This window comes from Baekduia alba, from assembly GCF_028416635.1.
GTDB lineage: Bacteria > Actinomycetota > Thermoleophilia > Solirubrobacterales > Solirubrobacteraceae > Baekduia > Baekduia alba.
In genome coordinates this window covers 1,216,631-1,241,364 of the sequence record NZ_CP114013.1, presented here as the reverse complement: position 1 = coordinate 1,241,364, position 24,734 = coordinate 1,216,631, and the positions used below count along the sequence as shown (strand labels likewise).

Below are 24,734 nucleotides of genomic sequence, written 5' to 3'. Positions count from 1 at the left end.
CGACCTCTCCCGACTCGGGGGAGGTCGCTGGACGCTCGCCCCAAGCCCTAGCCCTGGGCCATCGGCAGCGTGAAGCCGCCGGACTGCGCGCCGTGCGCCAGGCGCTCTTCCAGCTCGGCCGCGCGCGTGCGGAACCGCTCGACGTTGGCGAGCTTGATGTCCTCGTAGCCGCGGACGACGTCGGGCAGGTCGGCGATCTCGGCGACCGCCGCGTGGGTCACGGGCGTCAGGCGCTCCAGCGCCCGGTCGACCAGCGCGCGGTACTCGGCCGGCAGCGCGCGCTCGACGCGGCGCACGCGCGGCAGGCCGAAGAGGTCGAGCCTGGTCCCGCGCAGGCGGCGCATGGCGCGCAGCATCCGGAACGTCGGGACCGCGGTGCGACGCAGCTTGAGCTTGTTCTTCATGCCGAGCGCGCGCAGCAGCGGCGGGTGGAGCATGACGTACACCTTGGCCTTCTGGCCGAACTCGCCGGAGACCTTCGCGCGCTCGACCGTGTCGAGGTGCAGGCGCGCGACCTCGTACTCGTCCTTGTAGGCCATCAACTTGAACAGGCCGCGCGCGTAGGCCTCGGCGATCGCGGACTCGCCGGGCGCGCCGCGCTCGGCCTCGGCCTTCGCCACCGCGGCGACGTCCTCGACGTACCGCGTCGCCAGCGCCCCGCCGTCTCCGGCGTAGGCGATCAGCTCCGGCACGCGAACCTCGAGCAGCCGGCGCAGCTCGCCCTCGGCGCCGGCCGCGTCGACGATCGCGCGCGCCGCGCCGTCAAGCTCTTGCGGCGTCGCGGCGGCGGGCGGGTGGCCCAGCTCCGCGACGCCGCGTTCCAGGACCCCGCGCACCAGGTCGGGCGCGGCGACGACCGCGCGCCCCCACGCGAACGCGGCCAGGTTCTTCTCGACCGCCGCGCCGTTGAGCCGGATCGCCTGCTCCAGCGCGTCGGCGCTCAGCGGCAGGCAGCCCGCCTGGTAGGCGGCGCCGATCAACACCGTGTTGGTCGGCATGTGGTCGCCGAACAGCGCTTCGCTCAGCGCCTCGGCGTCGACGTAGACGTTCTCGCCGGCGCGCGTCGCCTTGCCGATCGCCGCGACGTTGCGCTCCAAGGCGGGGAACGTGACCCCGGTGTCGGTCACCATCGCCGCCGTCGGCACCGCGTGCGTGTTGACGACCGCCACCGTGCGCGCCGCGTCGGCGACGAGCAGGTTGTTGGGGTTGGCCGCGCCGAGCACGTCGAACCCGAGGATCAGGTCGGCCGCGCCGGCGCCCGCCTTGTTGGAGCCCTCGATCGGGTCGCGCGCGATCCGGACGTCGGAGACGACCGGGCCGCCCTTCTGCGCCAGTCCGGTCATGTCCAGGCCGTAGGAGTGCTTGCCGTCGAGCATCGCGGCCATCTGCAGGATCTGCGAGACCGTCACGACACCCGTGCCGCCCACGCCGGGCATCCGCATCAGGAAGTCGTCGCGGGAGACCTTGAGCGTCGGCGCCGGGGCCTCCGGCGCGGCCGGGTAGCCCGACGGGGTCTTCGCCGCACGCGCCGGGATCACCGTCAGGAACGACGGGCAGTCGCCCTTGACGCAGGAGTAGTCCTTGTTGCACGAGGACTGGTGGATCTGCGTCTTGCGGCCGAACTCGGTCTCGACCGGCAGCACCGACATGCAGTTGGACTTCGAGCCGCAGTCGCCGCAGCCCTCGCAGACGCGCTCGTTGACGTGGATGCGCTCCTCGGGCTCGGGCGCCTTGCCGCGCTTGCGCAGGCGGCGCAGCTCGGCGGCGCAGTGCTGGTCGTGCAGCAGGACGGTCACGCCGGGCACGGCGGCCAGCTCGGCCTGGGCCTCGGCGAGGTCGTCGCGGTGGCGGACCGACGCGATCGGGTCGAGGTCCATCGACCCGTAGCGCTTGGGGTCCTCGGTCGTGATGATGATCTGCTTGACGCCCTCCAGCGCCAGCCAGCGCGTCATCTCCGGGATCTTGAGCTGGCCGATGACGTCCTGGCCGCCGGTCATCGCGACCGTGTCGTTGTAGAGCAGCTTGTAGGTGACGTTGACGCCCGACGCGGCGGCGAAGCGGATCGCCAGCGAGGCCGAGTGGTGGAACGTGCCGTCGCCGACGTTCTGGACGAAGTGCTGGTCGCCGGTGAAGTCCTTCATGCCGACGAACTGCGCGCCCTCGCCGCCCATCTGCGTGATGCCGGTGATCGTGCCCTTGCCCTCGGGCGCGAGCAGGATCATGGTGTGGCAGCCGATACCGGCGCCGAGCAGGACGTCGTCCGGGTTGGCCGTCGAGGTGTTGTGCGGGCAACCCGAGCAGAACATCGGCGTGCGCGCGAGCGTCGGCACGGTGCGCTGCGTGGTCTGCCGGCGCGCCTCGATCAGCGCGACGCGCGCGTCGACGGAGTCGAGGCGCACGCGCTGCCCCATCCGGGCGGCGAGCGCGACGGCGATCGCGTCGGCGTCCAGGTCGGACTCCGGCGCGAGCAGCGGCCGCCCGGCGTCGTCGGTCTTGCCCACGATCCGCGGCGCGTCGGCGGTGCCGTAGAGCGCGTCGCGCAGCGCGACCTCGAGGAACGGCAGCTTCTCCTCGACGACCAGCACCTCCTCGAGCCCGCGGCCGAAGGCCCGGAACGCCTCGCGGTCGTGCGGGTAGAGCATCCCGACCTTCATGAGGCGGATGCCGGCGCGCTCCAGCGCGCGCTGATCGAGGCCGAGGTCGGCGAGCGCCTGGACGAGCTCGTAGTACACCTTGCCCGCGGCGACGACGCCGAGCCAGGCGTCGCGCGTCGGGACCGACACCGGGTTGAGCTGGTTGAGCGCGGCGTACTGGCGCGCGATCTCCATCCGCGGGCCGAAGAGCGTGCGCTCCAAGTCCATGGACTTGGGCGCGAGGAGGTTGCCGTTGGGGACGTGGCGGTAGATCTCGCCCTCGAACTCCACGGTCGGGATCACGGGGCCGACGCGCTCGGGCCACACCGAGACGGTGCCGGCGCTGTCGGCGATGCTCGTGACGACCTTCATCGCGCTCCACAGCCCGGACGCGCGCGAGCACGCGATCGCGTGCAGGCCGAGGTCCAGGATCTCCTGCAACGTGCCGGGGAAGAACGTCGGCATGTGCAGCGCGGCGAGCGTCGCCTCGCCGGCGCTCGGCAAGGTGGAGGACTTGCACGACGGGTCGTCGCCGACGAGCGCCAGCGCGCCGCCGTGCGGGTGCGTGCCGGCGAAGTTGGCGTGGCGCAGCGCGTCGGCGGCGCGGTCCAGGCCCGGGTTCTTGCCGTACCAGACGCCGGTCACGCCATCGACCTCGACGCCGGCGCGCGCGCCGAGCGACGGCGCGAGCTGCGAGCCGTAGACGGCCGTCGCCGCCAGCTCCTCGTTGAGGCCGGCGGTGAAATGGAGGTCGTGGTCGGTCGCGATGTCGCGCAGCCCGAGGATCTCCTTGTCCAGGCCGCCGAGCGGCGAGCCCTGGTAGCCGGAGACGAACGTGCCGGTCTTCAGCCCGCGGCGGCGGTCGGCGCGCACCTGGTCGAGCAGGATCCGGACGAGCGCCTGCGTGCCCGACAGGAAGACCGTCCCCTGCTCCAGCAGGTACTTGTCGCTGAGCGCGACATCGGGACGGTGCAGCTTGACCGGCGCGGTCGAGCGGCCGGCGGCCGCCTGCGTCGCGGTGGTCGTCTGCTGGGTCCCGCTGCCTCCCGTCGTGCGCTGCACGTCCGGCCCTCACTCCCGTCGTTGGACAAGTCCCCGACCCGCAATGGGTCAAGCGACCTTACCACCATCCCTCGCCGTTCTAAACGGCCGGTCAGTCAGGCCGCGGGCTTCGTGCGCGCGCTCGCGGGCAGCAGGAACTCCGGCAGCGGGCGCACGAGCGCCCGCGCGGTCTCCTCCTCCCACGTCTTCTCCAGCTGGCCGACGTGCTCGTCCATGACCGCCTCGACCTCCACGAGGTCGCCGGAGCGCACGGCCGCGACGGTCCGCTCGTGGATCTGGATGGTCCACTCGGGGACCAGCGGCAGGTGCATCGCCATGTCGCGCGCGATCTCGAGCTGGCGGAACAGGACGCGCATCAGCGACTCGACCGTCGCGTTGCCCGAGGCTCGCGCGAGCGCGAGGTGGAACTGGACGTCGAGCTGGAGGAAGCGGTCCTCCTGCTTGAGCGCACGGCCGGCGTCCACGAGGCCGCGCATCGCGTCGATCGACCGCTGCAGCGTGGCGAAGTCCTCTTCGGTGGCGCGGACGGCGGCCAGCTGCGCGACCCGCGGCTCGAGCATCCGCCGCGCCTCGAGCACGCCCGCGACCTCGCCGAGGCGCAGGGAGCTGCGCTGGCGCACGAGCTCGACGCCGACGACGTCGGTCGCGACGAACATCCCGCCGCCGGGGCCACGGCGGACCTCCAGCAGGCCCGCCTCGACCAGGACCTTGACCGCCTCGCGCAGCGTCGGGCGGCTGATCTGCATCTGCGCGGCGAGGGCGCGCTCGCCAGGGAGCTTGTCGCCTACGCGCAGCTCGCCGACCCGGACCTTGTCCGCGATCTGCTCGGCCGCCTCCTCGAAGGTTCGACGCGTCTGCACCGGCGTGAACACGCCGGGAACATACACTTCTACCGGCCCGTGGTCAGCCCCCCGGACCTATTGGGCTCGAAACACCTCGATCAAGGGCCGCTCGGGGCGGGATCCTCCGGATTCTCGCCCGAACGGCGGTTGGAGCTACGGCGCGTTCGGGGCGGGATCCTCGTTGTCGCGCTCTTCCGGCGCGGGGTCGCCCTCGCCCTCGTAGTCGGTGTCCGAATCCAGTGGCTCGGCGTCCGGGTAGATCATGTCGTCGTCGTCCGGCGGGTTGGAGGACTGGGCGTCGCCCAGGCTCGCCTCACCGCCGCCGACGCGGTCGGCTCCGTGATGCTCGCTCATGGTCCGACGGTACCCCCGCGTCGCCCATGTGTCTTGCAGACCTTTCGCGTGGGCCCGTGATCGGGTACGGATTCCCTCATGCCCCGCATCCCCAAGAGACTTCTCGCCCTCGGCGGCCTCGCCGCCGGCGGCGCCGCGTTCGCCCGCAAGCGCCGCGCCGGCCGCGCCGCCGCGCCCGCCCCGGCAGCGCCCACGCCGGCTCCGGCGCCCGCACCCGCGGCGCCGGCGCCACCGGTCGCCGCCACGCCGGAACCGCCCAAGCCCGTCGTCCACACCGACGACGACTTCGTCGCGGCCGAAGAGGCCGCGGCGGCGGCCGAGGCGCGCGACATCGGCGGTCCGCGCCTGGACGACGCCCACGGCGACGAGGCCTTCGAGGCCGCCTACGAGGCCGGCGGCGGCGAGTCCGAGGGCTTCGAGGCCGCCGAGGACCAGCTCATCGAGAACGCGACCCACGGCGACGGCCGCGCCGAGCCGATCGGCGACGCCTTCACGCCCGAGGTCGAGGCCGACGAGGCCACCGTGGTCGACGGCGAGGCCGACGAGGAGCGCGTCTCGGAGCTCGACGAGGACGACACCGACCGCCGCTAGGCGGTCGACGCGCATGATCCTGCGCCCCGATGGCGACGGCCGCGGCGTCGTCGCCATCGGCCAGGCCTCGCACGCCTGGCTCGCCGGGCAGCTCGCGCGCGCCTGGGGCAACGAGCGCTTCGCGGCGCCCGAGCCGCGGGAGGAGGTCGTCCTCGGCGCCGTGCAGCACGACATCGGGATGGCCGCCTGGGACCTCCGGCCCGAGCGCCACCCCGACACGGGGCTGCCGCGGCAGTTCTTCGAGCTGGACCGCCGCACGCACCTCGCGCTGTGGACGGCCGCGCCGGAGCGCGTCCTGAGCCAGTCGCGCTACGCGGCGTTGTTGGTGTCCCTGCACGGCACCGGCCTGTACGAGCGGTTCCCGCCGAAGACCGACGACCCGGGGATCCTCCGGGCGGTGGACGAGTACCTCGGCGGCCAGCGCGCGCTGCAGGAGGAGCTGACCGCGCAGCTCGGCGTCGCCGACGACGAGCTCGCGCGCAACCGGGCGCTCGTCGCCGTGTGGGACGACCTGTCGCTCGCGCTCTGCCGCGACGAGCGCGGGCCGCACGCGGGGCCGGGCGCGCCGGCGACGGCCGCCGGCGCGGGCAGCGTCCGCGTCCCGCTCACGCTGACCCGCAGCGCCCCCGACACCTACACCTTGGACCCGTGGCCGTTCGCCGCGCCGCACGTCGTCGTCCGCGCCGAGGGCCGACGCCTGGACGGTCCGAGCGCGGACGAGCCGGCGCTGCACGCCGCCCTGGACCGCGCACCGGTGCTCACCGTCGAGGTCCGCCTCGAAGCACCGGGTTAGAGATCGTCAGGTTCCGGCAACGCTTGGGAACGACGTGCTGCCGCCATCGCGTTCGCCATCACAGCCGCCCGACGTCGCGCCCCGGTCGCCTTCGCGCCGCGCCGGCGCCGTCCACGACCTGCTCGACGAGGTCGACGTCGCGATCGTCGTCACCCGCCAGGCGCCCTGGCAGCTCGCCGCGCTGCAGGCCGCGCTGGCCGCCGACCTCTCGCCGGGCTGGTGCGGCGGCGCGCTCGTCTTCGTCGACGCGGCCGCGCCGCCCACCGCGCGCGCCGCGCGCCAGACGCTCGGCGACCACCACCGGCTCGCGCGCCGCACGCTGCTCACCGCGCCGCGGCGCCTCGGCACCGCCGCGGCCAGCGACCTCGTCGCCGACGAGGCCACCGGCGAGTACCTCGCGCTGCTCGACGCCGCCACCCGCCCCGCGCCCGGCACGCTCAAGCGCCTGACCGACGCGCTGGAGCGCGACCACGACGCGCTCTGGGCCGCGCCCGCGGTCCCGGGCGTCGTGGTCCTGCGGCGCCGCGGCTTCCTCGACCTCGGCGGTTTCGACCCGGAGCTGCGCGGCAGCGCCGCGGTGGCGGACCTCGCGCGCCGCGCGACGATCGAGGGCTGGCGCCTGCTCGCCGTCGCCGACGCGCCCGCGCACCGCGACGCCCGGGCGGGCCGCGGCGGAGCCACGCGCCGACCGCGCTTGACCAGACACCGGACGACCTTGGCGCAGCGCCGTCCCTGGTCCGGAAACGCCCTCGTCCACTGGCTTCCGCGCGCCCGCCGGACCGTCGTCCGGGACGACCTCGGCTGAAATGAGCAGACGTCGAGATGGCCTCCGTCCTCGAAATCGAAGAGGATGGAGGGCATGACCTCTCCCCAAACTCCCCAAGACTCGCGGTTCGTGCGCCTCGCACGGGTCTGCAACAGGCATCGATGGCGCACGTTCCTCGCGTGGGTCTTCGCGCTGATCGCCATCCAGGTGATCTCCTCGTCGGTCGGCGTCAAGGAGATCTCGAGCTTCCGGCTGCCCGGCACCGAGAGCCAGCGCGCCTACGACCTGCTGGCCAAGCACTTCCCGGCCGCCAAGGGCGACACCGACCAGATCGTCTACCGCGCCACGTCCGGCACGCTCACCGACGCCGCCCACAAGCAGGCGATCGAGGCGTCGCTGAAGAAGGTCAAGGCCAACGACGACGTCGCGAGCGTCGCGAGCCCGTTCGGCGAAGGCGGCCAGCTGACCGAGGACGGCAAGATCGGCGTCGCGTCGCTCACCTACAAGGAGAGCACGAACGACATCGACCTGGATCCGCTGAAGGACATCCAGAAGGACGCGTTCACGGCGCGGTCCGGCACGCTCCAGGTCGAGCACGGCGGACCTGGCGGCGAGGCCGTGCGCTTCGGCGAGGAGCAGTCGTCCACCGAGGGCATCGGCATCGTCCTCGCGGCGCTCGTCCTGCTGATCACCTTCGGCTCGCTCGTCGCGGCGGGCCTGCCGCTGATCGCGACGCTGCTCGCCCTCGGCTCGGCGCTCGGCGTCATCACGCTGATCAGCCACCTCGTCGACACGCCGGACTTCGCGGCCCAGCTCGCGTCGCTGATCGGCCTGGGCGTCGGGATCGACTACTCGCTGTTCGTGGTGACGCGGTTCAGATCCGAGGTCCGAGCCGGGATGGATCGCGACCTCGCGATCGAGAAGGCCATCGACACCGCGGGGCGCACCGTGCTCTTCGCGGCCATCACGGTGGTCATCGCCCTGCTCGGCCTGCTGCTGCTGGGGCTGAGCTTCATGCACGGCGTCGCGCTCGGCGCGGCGACCGCGGTGCTCGCGGTGATGTTCTCGGCGCTGACGATCATCCCGGCGCTCATCGGCGGCTCGGGGCTGTTCTTCGACGGCGTCCTGCGCGAGTACGACCGCCGCGGCGGCTTCCGCTTCTACGGCGTCCAGAAGCGCTTCGGCATCCCGGGCAGGGGCTTCCGCGCCAAGCGCGAGGCCAAGCGCCAGCACCGCCGCGAGGAGGGCCACGGCTGGGAGCGCTGGGCCCGGCTCGTGCAGGCGCGGCCGTGGATCGCGGTCATCGTCTCGCTCGCCGTCCTGCTCGGCCTGGCGATCCCGGCGCTCAACCTGCGCCTGGGCTCGTCGGACGCGGGCGTGGACCCGGACGGCACGACCACGCGCAAGGCCTATGACCTGATCGCCGAGGGCTTCGGCGCCGGCACCAACGGGTCGTTCCTGCTCGTGACCGAGTTGAAGGACAAGGGCGACAAGGCGGCGGCGCAGGCCGTGGCCGACGCGGTGAAGGCCGACAAGGACTTCACCACCGTGTCGCAGCCGGCGATCTCGCCCGACGGCCAGGTCGCGACGGTCACCGCGTTCCCGAAGACCGGCCCGCAGGAGGCCGCGACGACCGACACGCTCAAGCGCCTGCGCGACGACGTCGTGCCCGCGGTCGAGCAGAAGACCGGCGCGAGAGTCGAGGTGGGCGGCTTCACCGCCTCCAACGAGGACTTCTCGCGCGTGGTGGCCGACAAGCTGCCGCTGTTCGTCGGGGTGGTGGTGTTGCTGAGTGCCCTGCTGTTGTTGGTGGTCTTCCGCTCGGTCGTGATCCCGGTCAAGGCCGCGATCATGAACCTGCTGTCGATCGGCGCGGCGCTCGGGTTCATCACGCTGATCTTCCAGGACGGCCACGGCGCGTCGCTGCTAGGGATCGGGACCGGACCGATCGAGTCGTTCGTGCCGGTGCTGATGTTCGCCATCGTGTTCGGGTTGTCGATGGACTACGAGGTCTTCCTCATGTCCCGCGTCCACGAGGAGTGGGTGCACACCAACGACGCCCACAACGCGGTCGCGAGGGGCCTGCAGACGACCGGCAAGGTCATCACCGCGGCGGCGTCGATCATGGTGCTGGTGTTCGCGTCGTTCGCCCTGGGCGACGACCGGATCATCAAGCTCTTCGGCCTTGGGCTGGCGAGCGCGGTGTTCTTCGACGCGGTGATCATCCGGTGCCTGCTGGTCCCGGCGATCATGGAGATCCTCGGCCGCTCCGCCTGGTACATCCCGAAGTGGCTGGACAGGCGCCTGCCGAACCTGGCGATCGAGCCGCCGGAGGAGCGTCCGGCGGCCCCGCGCCCCGACCCCGTCCCGGACCCGGTCTAGGGACGACGGCCGCCTGACTGGCTCGCCGCGCCGGGTGTCGCACCCGGCGCGGCGGGTAAGGCGTCGCGCATGGACGAAGTGCTCCCCGGCGTCCTTCACTGGACGTCCTTCCACGAAGGCATCGGCCAGCCGGTGCACTCCCACTTCTACGTGGAGGGCGCCGCGCTGTTCGATCCGCGCGTGCCCGAGGAGGGGATCGAGGACGTCGCCCGCCACGGGCGGCCGGAGACCGTCCTGCTCTCCAACCGCCACCACCTGCGCCACGCGGCGTGCTTCGTCGAGCGCTTCGGCTGCGCGATCAAGGCGCAGCGCTCGGGCCTGCACGAGTTCGAGGGCGGCGACGAGCCCGACGTGCTGCCGTTCGACTTCGGCGACACGGTCGCGCCCGGCGTCACGGCGCTGGAGGTCGGCGCGCTCACCCCCGAGGACACGGCGTTCCACATCGCCGCGGGGCCGGGCGTGCTGCTGTTCGCCGACGCGGTGATCCGCGACGGCGACGGCGAGCTGACCTACGTCCCGGGCTCGCTCATGGGCGACGACCCGGAGGGCGTGCGCGCCGGGCTGACCGCGGCGCTGCGCCGGCTGCTGGAGCGCGACGACTTCGACGCGCTGCTGTTCGCCCACGGCGAGCCCGTGGCGCAGGGCGGTCACGCGCGGCTGGCGGCCTTCGTGGCCGCGCAGGAACGCGCCGCGGCGTAGCCCGCGCGTCGGACGTCCGTCCAGGTTCCGGAAGATCGGCGCGAGGCTGCCGATCTTCTTCTACGTGCGCACGTCACGGATGACCCGCGCTGCCGTCGCCTCGCTGGCGACCGCGGCAGCCACCCTCGCGATGGTGCCGGCCTCGGCACCCGCCGTCACGGTGGCGGTCACCACCGGCAGCCCGCAGGACGTCTCGACCTCGGCCGCGACGTTCCGCGCCACGGTCCTGCTATCCGCCCTCGGCGGCGGCGTCACCTGGCAGTACGGGCCGACGACCGACTACGGCACGACCACGCGGGCCGTCCCGACCGCGCTCCTCGGCCTCCAGCAGGACGTCACGCTTCCCGTCGGCGGCCTGGCGGCCGGCACGACCTACCACGTGCGGGCCGTCGCGCTGAGCGGGCTGACGACGAGCTACGGCAGGGACGTGGCGTTCGGGACCCAGAGGCCGAGCGGCAGCGGCAGCGGCAGCGGGTCGAGTGGGAGCGGATCGAGCGGCTCCGGGTCGAGCGGGAGCAGCGGCTCGGGCAGCAGCGGCAGCGGCTCGCCGGGCTCCACCGGCTCGGGCTCCAGCGGCTCCTCGGGCTCGGGGTCGAACGGCAGCGGCTCGGGCTCGTCGACCTCCGCGTCGCCGACCAACAGCAATGACAAGTCCAAGGACGACGACAAGTCGTCCGACGACGACTCCCCGTCGGGCGGCGACGGCGCGTCCTCCGACGACGGCAGCGGCGCGACGACCGCGCCCGGCGCCGCGACCGCCGACGTCACGCCCGTCCTGGGCCGGACCATCGCCATCGCAGCGGTCGCCGGCAGGGTCGTCGCGACCTCGCCGACCGGCGCGCTCCTCGACCTCAGCGCCGCCAAGGTTGTCCCGACCGGCACGCTGATCGACACGCGCGCCGGGACCGTCGAGCTCACGTCCGCGCTGGACACGAAGGGCACGACGCAGACCGGCCGCTTCTGGGGCGGCATCTTCGAGGTCCGCCAGGGCACGGCCGCCCGCGGCCTGACGCAGCTCGTGCTGCGCGGCGGCGACTTCTCGTCCTGCGCCGCGACGACCGCGCGGACCCGGGCCCGGGCGCACGCCGCCAAGGCCGTCACGAAGAAGAAGGCGCCGGCCCGCTCGCTCTGGGGCTCGGACCACAACGGCCGCTTCGAGACCCGCGGCCGCGGCAGCGTCGCGACCGTCCGCGGCACGCGCTGGCAGACCCAGGACACCTGCGCCGGCACGCGCACCACCGTCACCGCCGGCGCCGTCGCCGTGCGCGACCTCGGGCGCGGCAGGACCGTCGTCGTGACCAAGGGCCACAACTACCTGGCGCGCGTCGCGCCGTAGGAGCCCGTGCCCGCGCTGCTGCGCCCCCGCACCTGGCCCGTCCACGCGCGCGCCGTCCTGCTGGCCGGCGTCGTCGCGGCGATCGCCGGCATCGGGATGTGGACGACGCACGCGGCGCGCTCGCTGGAGGACACGACCGTCTCGCTGCGCTTCCGCGTCCGGCCGGCCGTCCCGCCCAACGACCTCGCGGTCGTCGGCATCGACGCCGAGACGTTCTCCGACTACGCCGACCAGCGCCGCTGGCCCTACCCGCGCACCTGGCACGCGCAGGTGCTCGACGAGCTGCACCGGCTCGGCGCCAAGAAGGTCATCTACGACGTCCAGTTCACGGAGGCCACCAGCCCGACCGAGGACATGGCGCTGTACGACGCGATCGGGCGCTTCCCGGGGACGATCCTCGCGACGACCGAGACCGACGCGCACGGCCACACCAACGTGCTCGGCGGCGACGAGAACCTCGCGCGCGTCGGCGCCAGGGCGGCGATGGCGTCGTTCCCGATCCTGGCCGGCGGCGAGATCGCCAAGATGGAGCCGTCGCGCGACGGCGTCGCGACGATCGCGGTCGCGGCCGCCCGCTCGCTGGGCCGGAAGGTCGACCTGAAGGCCTTCGAGAAGCGCGGCGCCTGGATCGACTTCCGCGGGCCGCCCGGCACGATCCCGACCTACCACTTCTCCGACGTCCGCGACCGGCACCTGCCCGCCTCGGCGGTGCGCGGCAAGGTCGTCGTCGTCGGCATGACGGCGCCGACCGGCCAGGACGTCCACCCCACGCCGACGGTCCGCGACGAGCTGATGTCCGGGCCCGAGGTCCAGGCCAACGCGCTGTGGACCGTCCTGCACGGCTTGCCGCTGCACACCGCCCCGGGCTGGGCCAGCGTGCTGGCGATCCTGCTGCTCGCGCTCGCGCCGGCCGCCGCCGCGCTGCGCCTGCGCACGCTGTCGGTGCTGACCGCGCCGGTGCTGGCCGTCGTCTACGTCGGCGTCGCCTACCTCGCGTTCGTCCAGGGCTGGATCCTGCCGGTCGTCGCGCCGCTCGCCGGCCTGGCGCTGAGCGCCGTCGGGACCGTGACCGCGTCGTACCTGACCGAGCGCCGCGAGCGCCATCGCGTCTCGCGCCACAACGCGGCGCTCGAGCAGGCGGTGCGCGAGCGCACGGCGGAGCTGGAGGAGACGCAGCTCGAGGTCGTCCGCCGCCTGGCCCTGGCCGCCGAGTGGCGCGACGAGGACACCGGCGAGCACGTCGAGCGGATCGGCGTGCTGTGCGAGAGCCTGGCGCTGGCCGCCGGGTTCAGCGCGCGCGACGCCGAGACGCTGCGGCTCGCGTCGGTGCTCCACGACGTCGGCAAGATCGGCATCCCGGACCGCGTCCTGCTCAAGCCGGGCCGGCTGGACGCGGAGGAGTGGGCGATCATGAAGACGCACGCGGAGATCGGCGCGTCGATGCTGTCGGGGTCGCCGTCGCCGCTGGTCCAGCTCGGCGAGGAGATCGCGCGCACGCACCACGAGCGCTGGGACGGCTCCGGCTACCCGGCCGGGCTGCGCGGCACCGAGATCCCCCTGGTCGGGCGCATCGTGGCGCTCTGCGACGTCTTCGACGCGCTGCGCTCCAAGCGCCCCTACAAGGACGCGTGGACGCTGGAGCAGGCGCTCGACGAGATCCGCGGCCAGCGCGGCCGCCACTTCGACCCCGAGCTGGTCGACCTGTTCCTGCCGCTGGCCGGCGCGCGCGGCGGCGCCGACGAGCCTCCCCCGCTGTCGCTGGCCGCTTAGTAGTCTCGGACGATGGACGAGCGCTTCGCCGAGGTCGGCAACGGCATCACCCTGTGCTACGAGACGTTCGGCGACCCCACCGCGCCGCCGATGGTGCTGATCATGGGCCTCGGGACGCAGATGGTCGCGTGGGACACGCGCTTCTGCGAGCAGCTCGCCGCCGACGGCTTCTTCGTCGTGCGCTTCGACAACCGCGACACCGGGCGCTCGACGCGCGTCGACGGCAAGCCGGTGCCCAAGCTCCACGAGATCGCGCTGCGCCGCATCGCGCGCCCGGCCTACAAGCTGAGCGACATGGCGCTCGACACCGTCGGGCTGATGGACGCGCTGGAGATCGAGCGCGCGCACGTCGTCGGCGTGTCGATGGGCGGCATGATCGCCCAGACCGTCGCCGCCCGGCACCCCACGCGCGTGCGGTCGCTGACGTCGATCATGTCCAACACGGGCGCGCGCTTCAGCGGCCAGCCGGCGCTGAAGACCTACCCGGTGGTGCTGGGGTCGGCGCCGAGCGACCGCGACGGCTTCATCGAGCGCGGCATCAAGACGTGGACCACGATCGGCTCCCCGGGCTTCGAGCGCGACGACCTCGAGCTGCGCGAGATGATCGCCCTGTCCTTCGACCGCGGCGCCTCGCCGGCCGGGACCGCCCGCCAGCTCGGCGCGATCATCGCCTCGGGCGACCGCCGCCGCGAGCTGCGCGCCGTGCAGGCGCCGACGCTCGTCATCCACGGCGACGCCGACAAGCTCGTCGCGCCCTCCGGCGGCCGCGCGACCGCGAAGGCGATCGACGGCGCCCGCCTCATCACCATCCCCGGGATGGGCCACGACCTGCCCAAGGACGCCTGGCCCCAGATCATCGGGGCCATCGCGCAGCACGCCCACACCGCCGACGTGGCGACCGGCGACACGCCGGCTGTCAAGGCGGCGTGATCGTCCGGCACGGAGGATCACGCTGGTGAGCTTGTTCTCCCGGGGCGGTGGCGCCGGAGACCCGGATCGCGTCAGCGGCCTCGGTGGCCCTGAGGAGATCCGCCGGGTCGCGCGCTCCGCCACGCTCGCCGTCGGGACGCTCGCGTGCCCGAGGTGCGACGCGCCGATCTCGCCCGGGCCGCACCGGCTCGCGCCGTCGGCCGGGATCGCGTGCCCGTTCTGCGGGACCGGCGGCCGCGTGCGGGACTTCCTGTCGCTCGGCGCGCCGACGCGGCCCGCGCACGTCGTCATCACGGTTCGGTCGCCCGACTCGCCACGATGGCGTCGAGGACCGGCACCAGGGCAGCCCAGCCCCGGTGCCGGGCCGCGTACACCTTCTGCATGACCATGCCGCTCGCCGCGGGCTCGACGACCTTCAGCTCCACGAGCCCGCCCTTGACGAGCTGCTTGACCGCCCAGTTGACCTTGTCGTAGGGCGCGTCGAGGGCCTTCGACAGCTGCGTCGCCGTGCTCGGCCGGTCGTCGAGCGCGAGCAGGACCCGCAGGCGGAGCGGGTCCATCAGCCCGCCCGCGAGCTCCAGCGTCTTCTGCGCGATCGCCGCCATCGAGACCCTTGCCGCTCGCCTAGGGCTGCGCGCCGTCGGCGACCAGGGTGCTCGGCCGGAGCGCCTGGGTCTTGGTGGTCCCGTCGGCGAGCGTGACGTCGACCTGCGTGCTGCCGGCGTCGGCGTCGTCGAGGGCGGTCACGAACGCGCCGTCGGCGATCTCCAGGTCGGTCCGCGTCCCGTCGACCGTGACGGCGACCGACCGGACCGCCGGCGTGACGACGCCGAAGACGACCGCCCTCGCGCCCCGCTCCTCGTTGGCCGGGTAGTGGCTGACGTCGATCGAGTACTGGTCCTCGGTCAGGTCGATGCAGTTGCCCGACGCCCCCAGCGCGAGCGGGTGGAACGACCCGTCGCCGTCGACGCGCCCGAAGTCCCCGTCAAGCGAGCGGCCAGCGTCCGGGCAGGTGTAGCCCGCCTGTGAGCGGTAGACGCGGACGGCCCAGGACGGGGCCACGGCCGCGCTGCGGGCATGGGCGGCCGCGGGATCGGCGGCGGTGGCGGCGATGGCGGCGCCGGTGCCGTCCGGCTGGACGGCCTCGGGACCCATCTCGCTGGTCGGGCCCGGCGACCCGATGACGGCCGACGCGCCGGCGATGCCGACGACGATGGCGAGCACGAGGGCGATCGTGAAGCGAAGCGCGCGCATCGGCTACCCGCAGTACGGGCTGTAGGAGTGCGTGTGCTGGCTGAACGCCGCCGGCGCGTACACCTTGGCGCCGCCCGCGCACTCGGTGTAGCTGCCCCAGGTCTGCGACCACGCGTTGCAGAGGCCCCCGGTGTAGATCTCGGCGTAGCCCCTCTCGACGCCGTAGCTCGTGATGGCGCAGCGCTTGTAGGTCGTGCTGCAGCCGTCGTAGACCCTGGCGAAGAAGCTGCTGTCGGTGGTCGATCCGCCGCCGTAGAAGCCGTGCTCGACGCAGGTGACGTGCGCGTCGTCGTAGCCGACCGCGACGCGCACGATCGCGCCGAAGCTCACGGCGCAGAGCAGGGCGAGCAGCAGGACGCCATAGGACAAGCCCATCCTGTGGGACATCGGGGAACGCTCCATTCCATCGGGGGTGGTGGAATAGGGCGGCAGCGCAGGAATCTGTTTCAGCGCCGGAGTGAACTTCTGCGCCGAACCACTCCCGGTCTGAGATGTTTCCCGCCGTGAGGGCCTCGCGCAGGATGCGCAGCGGCATCGTCCGGCTACGGAGCGGCAGTTGCCCGTCCCTGTTCGTGCGGGCTCGGAACGACCCGAGCACGTTCGGCGACGTCTACCTCGCCTACCACGACCAGGTGCTGCGCTACCTCGTCCGCCAGACCCTCGACCCCGAGGTCGCCTTCGACCTGATGGCCGAGACGTTCGCCGAGATGCTCGCCGGGATCGAGGGCTTCAGGGGCGCCACCGAGGACGAGGGCCGCCAGTGGATGTGGACGATCGCCCGCCACCAGCTCTACCGCTGGCGCGATCGCGGCCGGGTCGAGCGCCGGCACCTGGAGCGCATCGGCGCCGAGGTCCCGCGGCTCGCGCCCGAGGAGTTCGACCGCATCGAGGACCTCGCCGACCTCGAGCGCTTCCGCCCGATCCTCGAGCGCGCGCTCGCCACGCTCTCCGAAGACCAGCGCGAGGTCCTGCGGTTGCGGGTGGTCGAGCATCGCCCATACGATGAGATCGGTGAGCTGCTTGGAGCAAGTGCCGGCGCCATCCGAATCCGCGTGTCCCGCGCGTTGCGCGACCTCGCGCGGACCCTCGACACGGTCGCCGCGTCCGAGAGCCTGCTGACGTGAGGGACATCCCGCCGGATCGTCGCTCGACCCATGAGCTGTACGAGCAGTTCCGCCAGGCCGGAGAGCGGAGGGCCAAGGTCGAGCGCCAGGTGCGGCGGCGGACGTGGATCCAGCACGTGCCGGGCCCGGCGCTCGGCGCGGTGCTGGCGTTCCTCGTCGTCGGCGGCGGGATCGCGGTCGGCACGAAGGTGTTCGTCTCCGACGCGCCACCGCTGCACCACGACAGCGACCCCGGCCGGGGCGTGACCCGCGCGCCGGCCGACCGCCGCGTCGCGCAGGCCACGGCGGCCGACCCCGCGGTCGCCGGCGCGCGATGGGGCATGCGCGTGTTCTCCAACGACACGGGCGCGACCTGCGCGGTGGCGGGCCGCCGCGTCGGCGGCCACGTCGGCCGCGTGGCCAACGGCCAGTTCCGCGACTACCCGGACGACGTCGCCAACAACTGCGCGGACCTCGCGCAGGCGCACGTCGCCGCCATCGTCCGCGGCGACACCATCGACAACGCGCAGCGCACGCTCCTCTTCGGCATGGTCGACCGCACGGTGACCGAGCTGGCGGTCGGCCGCGACGGCGACCTGCAGCCGATCGACGTCGCGCCCGACGGGACCTACCTCATGGTGGCCGACGGCGCCAACGCGTTCGCCGACCACGAGCTGCGCGTCACGCGCGGCGCCGAGCGCAAGACCATCACCTTGCAGCCTTCGGGCTAGCCGCGTCCGGTCCGGCCGCCCCGCGACGTCTCTCGTCACATGAGCGCGACTCGCATCACCGTCCTGGGCGACCACACCCCGTCGTACCCGACGCACCTGGAGATCGACGCCGTGCTGGCGCGGCTGCGCGAGCAGGGGTTCGACGCGGGTTGGGTCGAGACCGACGCGCCCGAGGCCGCGGAGCTCGGCGCGCCCGGCTCGGTCGACGGCCTCTGGATCGCGCCCGGCGGGCCTTACCGCGACGTCGACGCGCTGCTGGCGGCGATCGGCCGCGCCCGCGCCGGCGGGGTCCCGCTGCTCGGGACCTGCGGCGGCTACCAGCACATCGCGCTCGAGCTGGGCGCCGCGCTCGCCGGCGTCGAGGACCCGCGGCACGCCGAGTCCGACCCCGACGCCGCGGACCCGTTCATCGCGCCGCTGGATTGCCGCGTCGACGGCGAGCGCCGGACCGTGACCTGCACACCCGGCACGCGCCTGGCCGAGCTGCTCGGGACCGAGCCGTTCGCCGGCCACTTCGTCTGCGGCTTCGCGCCGACCGACGCCGCGGCCGAGGCCCTGGAGCGCGCCGGCGTCCGGATCGCCGCCCGCGCGCAGGACGTCGGCGCCGCGGCCCTCGAGCTCCCCGGCCACCCGTTCCTGATGGCCACCCTCTTCCACCCACAGGTCGGCACCCTCGCCGGCGAGCCCCTCTCCCCGCTGATCACCGCCTTCACCGACGCGGCCAGGCGATCCTGCGGCGCGCACGCCCATGGCTGACGTCGCCGGCGCGGCGTCGGCGTGCGCCCGCACGTGAAGCGCGTTGGCGACCGTCAGGCGCGGGCGGGCGCCCCGCCGGATCGTCTGGCTAGTGCTTCTTGCGGCGCTGGAGGCGTTCGATCTCGCGGCCGAACGCCTGCTCGGAGGCGTCGGCCATCGCGACGCCGAAGATCGCCAGGAGCGTGTCGGCGGCCAGCGGGCGTAGGCGCTCCAGCGCGTCGCGGACCTCGGGCCAGCGCTCCTCGGGCGCGCCGGCGGCCTCGAAGGGCTTCCACACCTCTTCGACGAACAGCTTCACGTAGGCGCGGGCGACGCCGTCGGCGTGCTTGCGGATCGTGCCGGCGAGCTGCATCGCCGTCTCGGCCGGGATGCCGAGGCGCTCGAGCTCCTTGCCCGCGCGCGTGAGCCGCGGCGTGACGTCCTCGAACGACCCGTCGCCCAGCGGGCGCAACAGCCCCAACTTGATCGCGCGCCGCAGCAGCGCGGTGTCGGTCGTCCCCCAGCGCGCGGCGAGGTCGTCGGCGCTCAGCACCTCGGGCTGGTCCTCGGTGTAGGGCTCGGCGACGGCGCGGAGGAAGCGCAGCGGCTCCTCGCTCGATCCCGGCGCCGCGTCGACCAGGCGGCGGATGGCCTCCAGGTTGAAGCCCTGGCCCTGCATCTCGCGGATCAGCTCGATGCGATCCAGGTGGGCCTGGCCGTAGTAGCCGGTCCGGCCGCGCACCTCAGGGGGCGGCAGCAGGCCGCGGGACTGGTGCGCCCGGATGTTGCGGACGGTCATCCCCGTGCGCTGGGCGAGCTCGTCGATGGTCAGGTCGCCATCGTCGATCGTGCGCTCGGGTGCCTCCGTGACATCGGACACACCACGATCCTACCGCGTTTCATGTGACATGGATCGGTGTAACATTTCCCCATGGCACTCTTTTTCGCTGCGTCTGAGCCTGCGGGCGGAGCCGCGCTCGACCAGGTCGCGATCGCGACGGGCATGGCGGGCATCGCGACCGCGGTCCTGATGATCGGGATCCTCGGCTACCGCAAGCACCCCGGCCAGGACGGCCCGCTGCGCCGTCTCGCCGCGTTCTCCGAGCGCGTGTCCGGCCTGCCCGGCTGGGCCGCGCTGCCGCTCGGCGTGGGCGGCGGCAGCCTGCTCATCGCGCTGCTCGGCATGTACTGGGACATCTCCCTGCACATCGACCAGGGCCGCGACCCCGGGCCGCTGGCCAACCCGGCCCACTACCTGATCCTCGTCGGCCTCTACGGCGTCTTCGCGTCCGGCTGCCTCGCGCTGGCGCTGCCCGAGGAGAAGCCCGGTCCCGCCGCCATCAAGATCACGCGCGACTGGTACGTCCCGGTCGGCGGCGTGCTGACCGCGGCCTGCGGCGGCTTCGCGCTGCTCGGGTTCCCGCTCGACGACATGTGGCACCGCATCTTCGGCCAGGACGTGACGCTCTGGGGCCCGACGCACCTGATGCTCTTCGGCGGCGCCGGCCTGACGCTCATCGGCCAGGCCATCCTGCTCGCCGAAGGCCTGGCCTTCCGCGGCGTGAAGACCGACCGCCTGAGCGACGCGCAGCTCATGGTCGCGCTGCGCCGCGTCGGCCTGATGGGCGGCCTGCTCATCGGCCTCTCGACCTTCCAGGGCGAGTTCGACTTCGGCGTCCCGCAGTTCCGCATGGTGTTCCACCCCATGTTGATCGCGCTGGCCGCCGGCATGGCGCTCACCGCCGCTCGCGTGTGGATCGGCAAGGGCGGCGCGCTGGCCACCGCGCTGATGTTCCTCGCCGTCCGCGGCGCGATCGCCTTCATCGTCGGCGACGTCTTCGGCGAGAGCTCGCCGACGCTCCCGCTCTACCTGGCCGAGGCGCTGTGCGTCGAGGCCGCCGGCCTGGCCCTGGGCCGCAACCGGCCGATCGCCCTCGGCGTGGTCGGCGGCGTGCTCTGCGGCACCGTCGGCCTCGCGGTCGAGTGGCTGTGGGTCGGCGCGGTGTTCCCGCTGCCGTGGTCGGACGGGATCGTCCCCGAGGCGCTCATCGTCACCCCGATCGCCGGCGCCACCGGCGGCGTCCTCGGCGGGCTGCTCGGCGCGGGCCTGCGCTTCCAGCTGCCCAGCCCGGCGGCCGCGCGCACCGCGGCGATCGCCGCGTTCGTCGCCATCGCCGCGCTCACCGCCTACGGCCTGTCGACCACCAAGCCGGCCGGCCAGACCGCGACGGTCAGCCTGCGCGACGACGGCGGCGACGCCGCGCATCGGCACGTCGTCGGCACCGTCCGGCTCTCCCCGCGCGACACGGCCGACGACGCGACCTGGGTCACCGTCACCTCGTGGCAGAGCGGCGGCATGAAGGTCGACCGCCTCAAGCGCGTCGGCGAGGGCGTCTACGAGCTCCGCACCCCGGCTCCGGTCTACGGCGACTGGAAGACCGTGCTGCGCGTGCAGAACGGCCGCTCGATCATGGGCGTCCCGATCTACATGCCCGCCGACAGCGCGATCCCGGGCGCCAAGCTGGTCCCGGCCAGCGCCCACTTCACCCGGCCGTTCGTCGCCGACCACGAGCTGCTGCAGCGTGAGCGCAAGGACGACATCCCGGGCTGGCTGTGGACCGTGGCCTGCCTGGTGGTGCTCGCGCTGTCGCTGATCTTCATGGCGTCGCTGGCCTGGGGCGTCGCCCGTGTAGCCCGCGCAAGCGGCGACGGCACGCCCACCGGCGCGCCGCCCGCCCAGCCGACGCGGACGGCCGGGGACCGCGAGGGCCGCTTCGCGTCCGGTGGCGGCCGCGTGGCCAGCGCGCCAGGATCCTGAAAAACGGGTACAAACGACTCCCAGGGGAGGGACGTCGAGCCATGAGCACCCACGCAGGACCGCAGACCACCGACTCGTCCGTAGGGCCGCACCGCCATCTGGCGGGCTTCGGCCTGGTGCTCGTCATGGCCGCGGGGTCGATCGTCATGTGGCTGGTGTCGCCGGTCGTGTGGCTGTGGATCGCCTCGCGGATGACGAGCTCCAGCCAGCCGAGCCTCGGGCCATACGTGCTGGTGCTGGTCGGCATGGTCCTCACGGCGGTCGCCATCGGGAAGTTCCTGGGCGTCGTCAACCGCATGCACATGCGGGTGACCGGCCGGCTGACGACCAAGCGCGACCACGCGACGTGGAACCGCTCGATGCGCGGCGAGCGCAAGGCGGCCAACGACCGCGGCGTGCTCGAGCAGGTCATGCTGATCTCGGTCGGCTGCGCCTTCGTCCTGTTCGGCGTCTGGTTCTTCGCCTTCGCCGGCTCGTCCCTGCCGAGCTAGGCACGAGATCCGTGCCGCGCGGCCGATAGGCTGGAGGGGGTGGAACTGGCCGCCGCCTCCGACCGCCCCAACGTCGACATGCGCCGGGGCCCCGACGGCAAGCCGATCGTGGTCCTCGGCTTCCCCTACGACCCGCACATCGTCGCGGTCGTCCGCCAGATCCCGCACCGGCGCTTCGACTGGGACACGCGCGAGTGGTGGGCGCCCGTCGACGACTGGGCCGCGGTCCACGTCGCGGAGGTGCTCAAGCGCTTCCCGAAGCTGACGTCGTCCGCGCAGATCGACATCTGGCTGCGCGGCGTCGGCGAGCGCTGGGTCGGCCGGGTGCGCACCACGCGCTACGACGGCCGGGGCTGGTGGGTCCTCGACACGCGCGCGGGCACGGTGCCCGAGGCGTTGTTGGAGGGATCGGTCGAGGTCGAGGGCGTGCTGCTCGCGCCGCTGACACGAGCCGGGGCGGAGGCCCTGGGCGAGGCGCGCGGCGCGAAGCTGGACGGCGCGGCGATGCGCTGCGTGCTCGCGCTCGAGCACGGTGGCGAGGCGCCACCCGCGCGGCTGGCGCTCAACGTCAACGTCGACGGCGAGTCGTTCCTCCTGGAGACGCTGTGGGACCCGACGATCGGCGACGCCTTCGAGCGGCTGCCCGGCACGTCGGACGGCGGCCGATCGCTGCCGCTGGACCCGTGGGTCGTCACGCACCTCGACGGCTTCCTGGCCGCGCACGGCGTCCACGTCGACGCGCCGGCCGAGGCCGCGCTGGAGGACCTGCGCGAGGAGGCCGCCGAGGCCCAGGCGCAGATCCGCCGGTCCAAGGCGACCGAAGGCGATCCCCTCACCGAGGTGGCCGAGCGCATGGGCGGCGAGCTGCAGCCGTTCCAGTGGGCCGGCGTGCGCTACCTGCTCGACGCGCGGCGCGCGTTCCTCTCCGACGAGCAGGGCCTGGGCAAGACCGTCCAGGCGCTCGCGACGATGGAGGCCGACGACGCGTTCCCGGCCATCGTGATCTGCCCCGCGTCGCTGAAGCTCAACTGGCTGCGCGAGACCAAGAAGTGGCTGCCGCACCGCTCGGTCACGATCGTCGAGGGCGGCGTCGCGGTCCCGAAGACCGGCGACATCACCATCCTCAACTACGAAGTCGTCGGCAAGCACTACGAGACGCTGGCCCGGCTGCGGCCCGCGGCCGTGATCGTCGACGAGTCCCATTACTGCAAGAACCCGCGCGCCAAGCGCACGCAGGCGGTCCGCAAGCTGTCGGAGTCCGTGGTGCAGGGCGGGCTGCGCGTGGCGCTGACCGGCACGCCGGTGCTCAACCACGCGGAGGAGCTGATCTCGCAGCTGCGGATCATCGGCCGGCTGGACGAGTTCGGGTCCGGCGCGCGCTTCTCCCGCCAGTTCCAGGGCGTGCTGACCGAGGAGCGCCTGCACTGGCACCTGCGCCGCTCGTGCTTCGTGCGCCGCCTCAAGAGCGAGGTGCTGCCGCAGCTGCCGGCCAAGCGCCGGGTCGTCGTCCCGGTGTCGCTGGACAACGAGCGCGAGTACCGCGTCGCCGAGCGCGACGTGGTCGAGTGGCTGCGCTCCCAGCCGCTGGAGCTCGGCGACCTCAACGCGAAGATCGCCGCGACGCTGCGCGCGGAGCGCCTGGCCCAGCTCGGCGCGCTGCAGCGCCTGGCGGCGCGCGGCAAGCTCACCGCCGCGCTGGCGTGGATCCACGACTTCCTCGCCTCCGGCGAGCCGCTCGTGGTCTTCGCCCGCCACCGCGAGGTCCAGGAGGCGGTGCTCGAGCGCTTCCCCGACGCGCTGCACCTCTTCGGCCGCGACAAGATCGAGGCGCGCGAGGAGTCCGTGCGCGAGTTCCAGACGCCGGACGGCCCGCAGCTCATCGTGTGCGCCACCCGCGTCGCCGCCCAGGGCATCACGCTCACGCGCGCCTCCAACGTCGCGTTCCTCGAGCTCGAGTGGACGCCGGCGCTGCACGACCAGGCCGAGGACCGCACGCACCGCATCGGCCAGACCGACTCGGTCACCGCCTGGTACCTGCTGGCCGCCGACACGATCGACGAGACGATGGCCGAGCTGGTCGAGCGCAAGCGCGGGATCGTCGACGCCGTGACCGACGGCAAGCGCATCGACGGCGAGAACGTCGTCGAGGGCGTCATCCGCGTGCTGCGCGGCGACGAGCCCTACCGGCACCTGCGGCCGGTCGCGTAGCCGCGGCCGCTAGGTTGCGGGGATGGCCTTCTCCCGTCCCGCTCCGCTCCGCGAGGAGCTTGGGCGTGCGCTCCCAGAGCGGCCCTTCGAGGTCGCGTTCTGGGACGGCAGCACGCTCCCGTCCACCAACGGCTCGTCGATGACGACCTTCCGCGTCAAGTCGCCGCTCGCGCTCGCCCACGCGCTGCGCGCACCCGGCCAGCTCGGCATCGGCCGCGCCTACGTCTCCGGCGCGCTCGACGTCGACGACCTCGACGCCACGCTGGACCTGCTCGACACCTGGAAGCCGCCGTCGTTCGACACCAGGACGAAGGCGAAGCTCGCCGCCGCCGCGCTGCGCTCGACCGGCCTGGTCGCGCCGCCCAAGCCGCCGCAGGCGGAGCTGATCCCGCAGGGCCGGCGGCACAGCATCGAGCGCGACAAGGCGGCCGTCCGCCATCACTACGACGTCTCCAACGAGTACTTCGCGCTCTTCCTCGACCCGACGATGACGTACTCGTGCGCGATCTTCTCGCGCGGGGCCAAGACGCTCGAAGAGGCGCAGTGGACCAAGCGCGAGCTCGTCTGCACCAAGCTCGGGCTCAAGGAGGGCGAGCGGGTCCTGGACGTGGGCTGCGGTTGGGGCGCGTTCGCGATCCACGCGGCGCGCGAGCACGGCGTGCACGTCACCGGCATCACGCTGTCCGAGCCGCAGGCCGAGCTGGCCCGTCAACGCGCGGACGAGGCCGGCGTCGGCGACCGCGTCGAGATCAAGGTGATGGACTGGCGCGAGCTGAACGCCGAGCCGTTCGACGCGATCTCGTCGATCGGCATGGTCGAGCACGTCGGCTCCGGCAACATCGACAACTACGCGGTCGCGCTGCGCGACTTCCTCAAGCCGGGCGGCCGCCTGCTCAACCACGGCATCGGCCGCCTGCGCCACACCGACCCGGAGGCCGGACCGTTCTCGGAGCGCTACGTCTTCCCCGACGGCGCGCCGCTGCACGTCTCGCGCATCCTCACGGCGGTCGAGCGCGCCGGCCTCGAGCCCACGCACGTCGAGGGCTTCCGCATGGACTACGCGGAGACGCTGAAGCACTGGGCCGACAACTTCGACGCCAACCTGCCGCGCGCGATCGAGCTCGGCGGCGAGGAGCGCGTGCGCGTCTGGCGGCTGTACCTGCGCACCGCGCGGCGCGGCTTCGAGACGGGGTTCATCTCCGTGTTCCAGGTGCTCTGCACGCGCCCCGCCTGAGG

Annotated in this window: 22 protein-coding genes; 15 read left to right on the top strand and 7 right to left on the bottom strand. The window is 73.4% G+C overall.

What is annotated here, in order from left to right; all coding sequences use genetic code 11:
• Window positions 1–47: 47 nt before the first annotated feature.
• From DSM104299_RS06125 to DSM104299_RS06115, 3 genes are all read right to left on the bottom strand, one after another.
• On the bottom strand, window positions 48–3,695 hold the full coding sequence (locus DSM104299_RS06125) for an indolepyruvate ferredoxin oxidoreductase family protein (RefSeq protein WP_272476403.1): 3,648 nt from the start codon (window positions 3,693–3,695) through the stop codon (window positions 48–50).
• 95 nt (window positions 3,696–3,790) lie between these two features.
• Window positions 3,791–4,567 carry a FadR/GntR family transcriptional regulator gene (locus tag DSM104299_RS06120; protein ID WP_272476402.1) on the bottom strand — a complete coding sequence of 259 codons (777 nt, stop codon included), beginning with the start codon at window positions 4,565–4,567 and terminating at the stop codon, window positions 3,791–3,793.
• Window positions 4,568–4,690: 123 nt separating this feature from the next.
• Window positions 4,691–4,891 carry a hypothetical protein gene (locus DSM104299_RS06115; RefSeq protein WP_272476401.1) on the bottom strand — a complete coding sequence of 67 codons (201 nt, stop codon included), beginning with the start codon at window positions 4,889–4,891 and terminating at the stop codon, window positions 4,691–4,693.
• Window positions 4,892–4,969: 78 nt separating this feature from the next.
• Between DSM104299_RS06115 and DSM104299_RS06110 the strand changes: the two genes are divergently transcribed.
• From DSM104299_RS06110 to DSM104299_RS06075, 8 genes are all read left to right on the top strand, one after another.
• Window positions 4,970–5,482: a hypothetical protein gene (locus tag DSM104299_RS06110; RefSeq protein ID WP_272476400.1), complete on the top strand. Its 513-nt coding sequence runs from the start codon at window positions 4,970–4,972 to the stop codon at window positions 5,480–5,482.
• A gap of 13 nt (window positions 5,483–5,495) precedes the next feature.
• On the top strand, window positions 5,496–6,275 hold the full coding sequence (locus DSM104299_RS06105; protein WP_272476399.1) for a DUF3891 family protein: 780 nt from the start codon (window positions 5,496–5,498) through the stop codon (window positions 6,273–6,275).
• 34 nt (window positions 6,276–6,309) lie between these two features.
• Window positions 6,310–7,080, top strand: a complete 771-nt coding sequence (locus DSM104299_RS06100; RefSeq protein ID WP_272476398.1) for a glycosyltransferase family 2 protein — start codon at window positions 6,310–6,312, stop codon at window positions 7,078–7,080.
• Window positions 7,081–7,134: 54 nt separating this feature from the next.
• Window positions 7,135–9,423: an MMPL family transporter gene (locus tag DSM104299_RS06095; protein WP_272476397.1), complete on the top strand. Its 2,289-nt coding sequence runs from the start codon at window positions 7,135–7,137 to the stop codon at window positions 9,421–9,423.
• Window positions 9,424–9,492: 69 nt separating this feature from the next.
• On the top strand, window positions 9,493–10,122 hold the full coding sequence (locus tag DSM104299_RS06090) for a hypothetical protein (protein ID WP_272476396.1): 630 nt from the start codon (window positions 9,493–9,495) through the stop codon (window positions 10,120–10,122).
• A 79-nt stretch (window positions 10,123–10,201) separates the two neighbouring features.
• Window positions 10,202–11,458, top strand: coding sequence for a hypothetical protein (locus DSM104299_RS06085; RefSeq protein ID WP_272476395.1), 1,257 nt, complete (start codon window positions 10,202–10,204; stop codon window positions 11,456–11,458).
• A 6-nt stretch (window positions 11,459–11,464) separates the two neighbouring features.
• Window positions 11,465–13,228, top strand: coding sequence for an HD domain-containing phosphohydrolase (locus tag DSM104299_RS06080; protein WP_272476394.1), 1,764 nt, complete (start codon window positions 11,465–11,467; stop codon window positions 13,226–13,228).
• A gap of 12 nt (window positions 13,229–13,240) precedes the next feature.
• The gene (locus tag DSM104299_RS06075) at window positions 13,241–14,158 is read left to right on the top strand and encodes an alpha/beta fold hydrolase (protein ID WP_272476393.1); all 918 of its coding nucleotides are present in this window, start codon (window positions 13,241–13,243) and stop codon (window positions 14,156–14,158) included.
• 290 nt (window positions 14,159–14,448) lie between these two features.
• Here the strand turns inward: DSM104299_RS06075 and DSM104299_RS06070 are convergent, their stop codons facing one another.
• From DSM104299_RS06070 to DSM104299_RS06060, 3 genes are read right to left on the bottom strand one after another with little or no spacing between them, the layout of a single operon-like run.
• A complete protein-coding gene (locus DSM104299_RS06070; protein ID WP_272476392.1) occupies window positions 14,449–14,763 on the bottom strand; it encodes a winged helix-turn-helix domain-containing protein in 315 nt (104 codons plus the stop codon).
• A 19-nt stretch (window positions 14,764–14,782) separates the two neighbouring features.
• A complete protein-coding gene (locus tag DSM104299_RS06065; RefSeq protein WP_272476391.1) occupies window positions 14,783–15,412 on the bottom strand; it encodes a hypothetical protein in 630 nt (209 codons plus the stop codon).
• 3 nt (window positions 15,413–15,415) lie between these two features.
• Window positions 15,416–15,799: a hypothetical protein gene (locus tag DSM104299_RS06060; RefSeq protein ID WP_272476390.1), complete on the bottom strand. Its 384-nt coding sequence runs from the start codon at window positions 15,797–15,799 to the stop codon at window positions 15,416–15,418.
• Between the two features lie 185 nt (window positions 15,800–15,984).
• On the opposite strand from DSM104299_RS06060, the gene DSM104299_RS06055 reads away from it, so the two are divergent.
• Genes DSM104299_RS06055 through DSM104299_RS06045 form a run of 3 tightly spaced genes read left to right on the top strand, consistent with a single transcriptional unit; the run spans window position 15,985 to window position 18,002 of the window.
• Window positions 15,985–16,536, top strand: a complete 552-nt coding sequence (locus tag DSM104299_RS06055) for an RNA polymerase sigma factor (RefSeq protein ID WP_272476389.1) — start codon at window positions 15,985–15,987, stop codon at window positions 16,534–16,536.
• A complete protein-coding gene (locus DSM104299_RS06050) occupies window positions 16,533–17,246 on the top strand; it encodes a hypothetical protein (RefSeq protein ID WP_272476388.1) in 714 nt (237 codons plus the stop codon). Before DSM104299_RS06055 ends, DSM104299_RS06050 begins: the two co-directional genes overlap by 4 nt.
• A 39-nt stretch (window positions 17,247–17,285) precedes the next feature.
• On the top strand, window positions 17,286–18,002 hold the full coding sequence (locus tag DSM104299_RS06045) for a glutamine amidotransferase-related protein (RefSeq protein ID WP_272476387.1): 717 nt from the start codon (window positions 17,286–17,288) through the stop codon (window positions 18,000–18,002).
• An 88-nt stretch (window positions 18,003–18,090) separates the two neighbouring features.
• Here DSM104299_RS06045 and DSM104299_RS06040 read toward each other — a convergent pair whose 3' ends face one another.
• Window positions 18,091–18,861 (bottom strand): MerR family transcriptional regulator, encoded by a 771-nt coding sequence (locus tag DSM104299_RS06040; protein WP_272476386.1) that lies wholly within the window; start codon window positions 18,859–18,861, stop codon window positions 18,091–18,093.
• 51 nt (window positions 18,862–18,912) lie between these two features.
• Here DSM104299_RS06040 and DSM104299_RS06035 point away from each other — a divergent pair, with 51 nt between their 5' ends.
• From DSM104299_RS06035 to DSM104299_RS06020, 4 genes are read left to right on the top strand one after another with little or no spacing between them, the layout of a single operon-like run.
• Complete coding sequence (locus tag DSM104299_RS06035; RefSeq protein WP_272476385.1) at window positions 18,913–20,799, top strand: hypothetical protein; 1,887 nt, start codon at window positions 18,913–18,915, stop codon at window positions 20,797–20,799.
• A 41-nt stretch (window positions 20,800–20,840) separates the two neighbouring features.
• Entirely contained in the window at window positions 20,841–21,290 is a 450-nt protein-coding gene (locus DSM104299_RS06030) for a hypothetical protein (RefSeq protein ID WP_272476384.1), read from the top strand.
• Between the two features lie 39 nt (window positions 21,291–21,329).
• On the top strand, window positions 21,330–23,498 hold the full coding sequence (locus DSM104299_RS06025; RefSeq protein ID WP_272476383.1) for a DEAD/DEAH box helicase: 2,169 nt from the start codon (window positions 21,330–21,332) through the stop codon (window positions 23,496–23,498).
• 22 nt (window positions 23,499–23,520) lie between these two features.
• Window positions 23,521–24,732, top strand: a complete 1,212-nt coding sequence (locus DSM104299_RS06020; RefSeq protein ID WP_272476382.1) for an SAM-dependent methyltransferase — start codon at window positions 23,521–23,523, stop codon at window positions 24,730–24,732.
• Window positions 24,733–24,734: the final 2 nt, after the last annotated feature.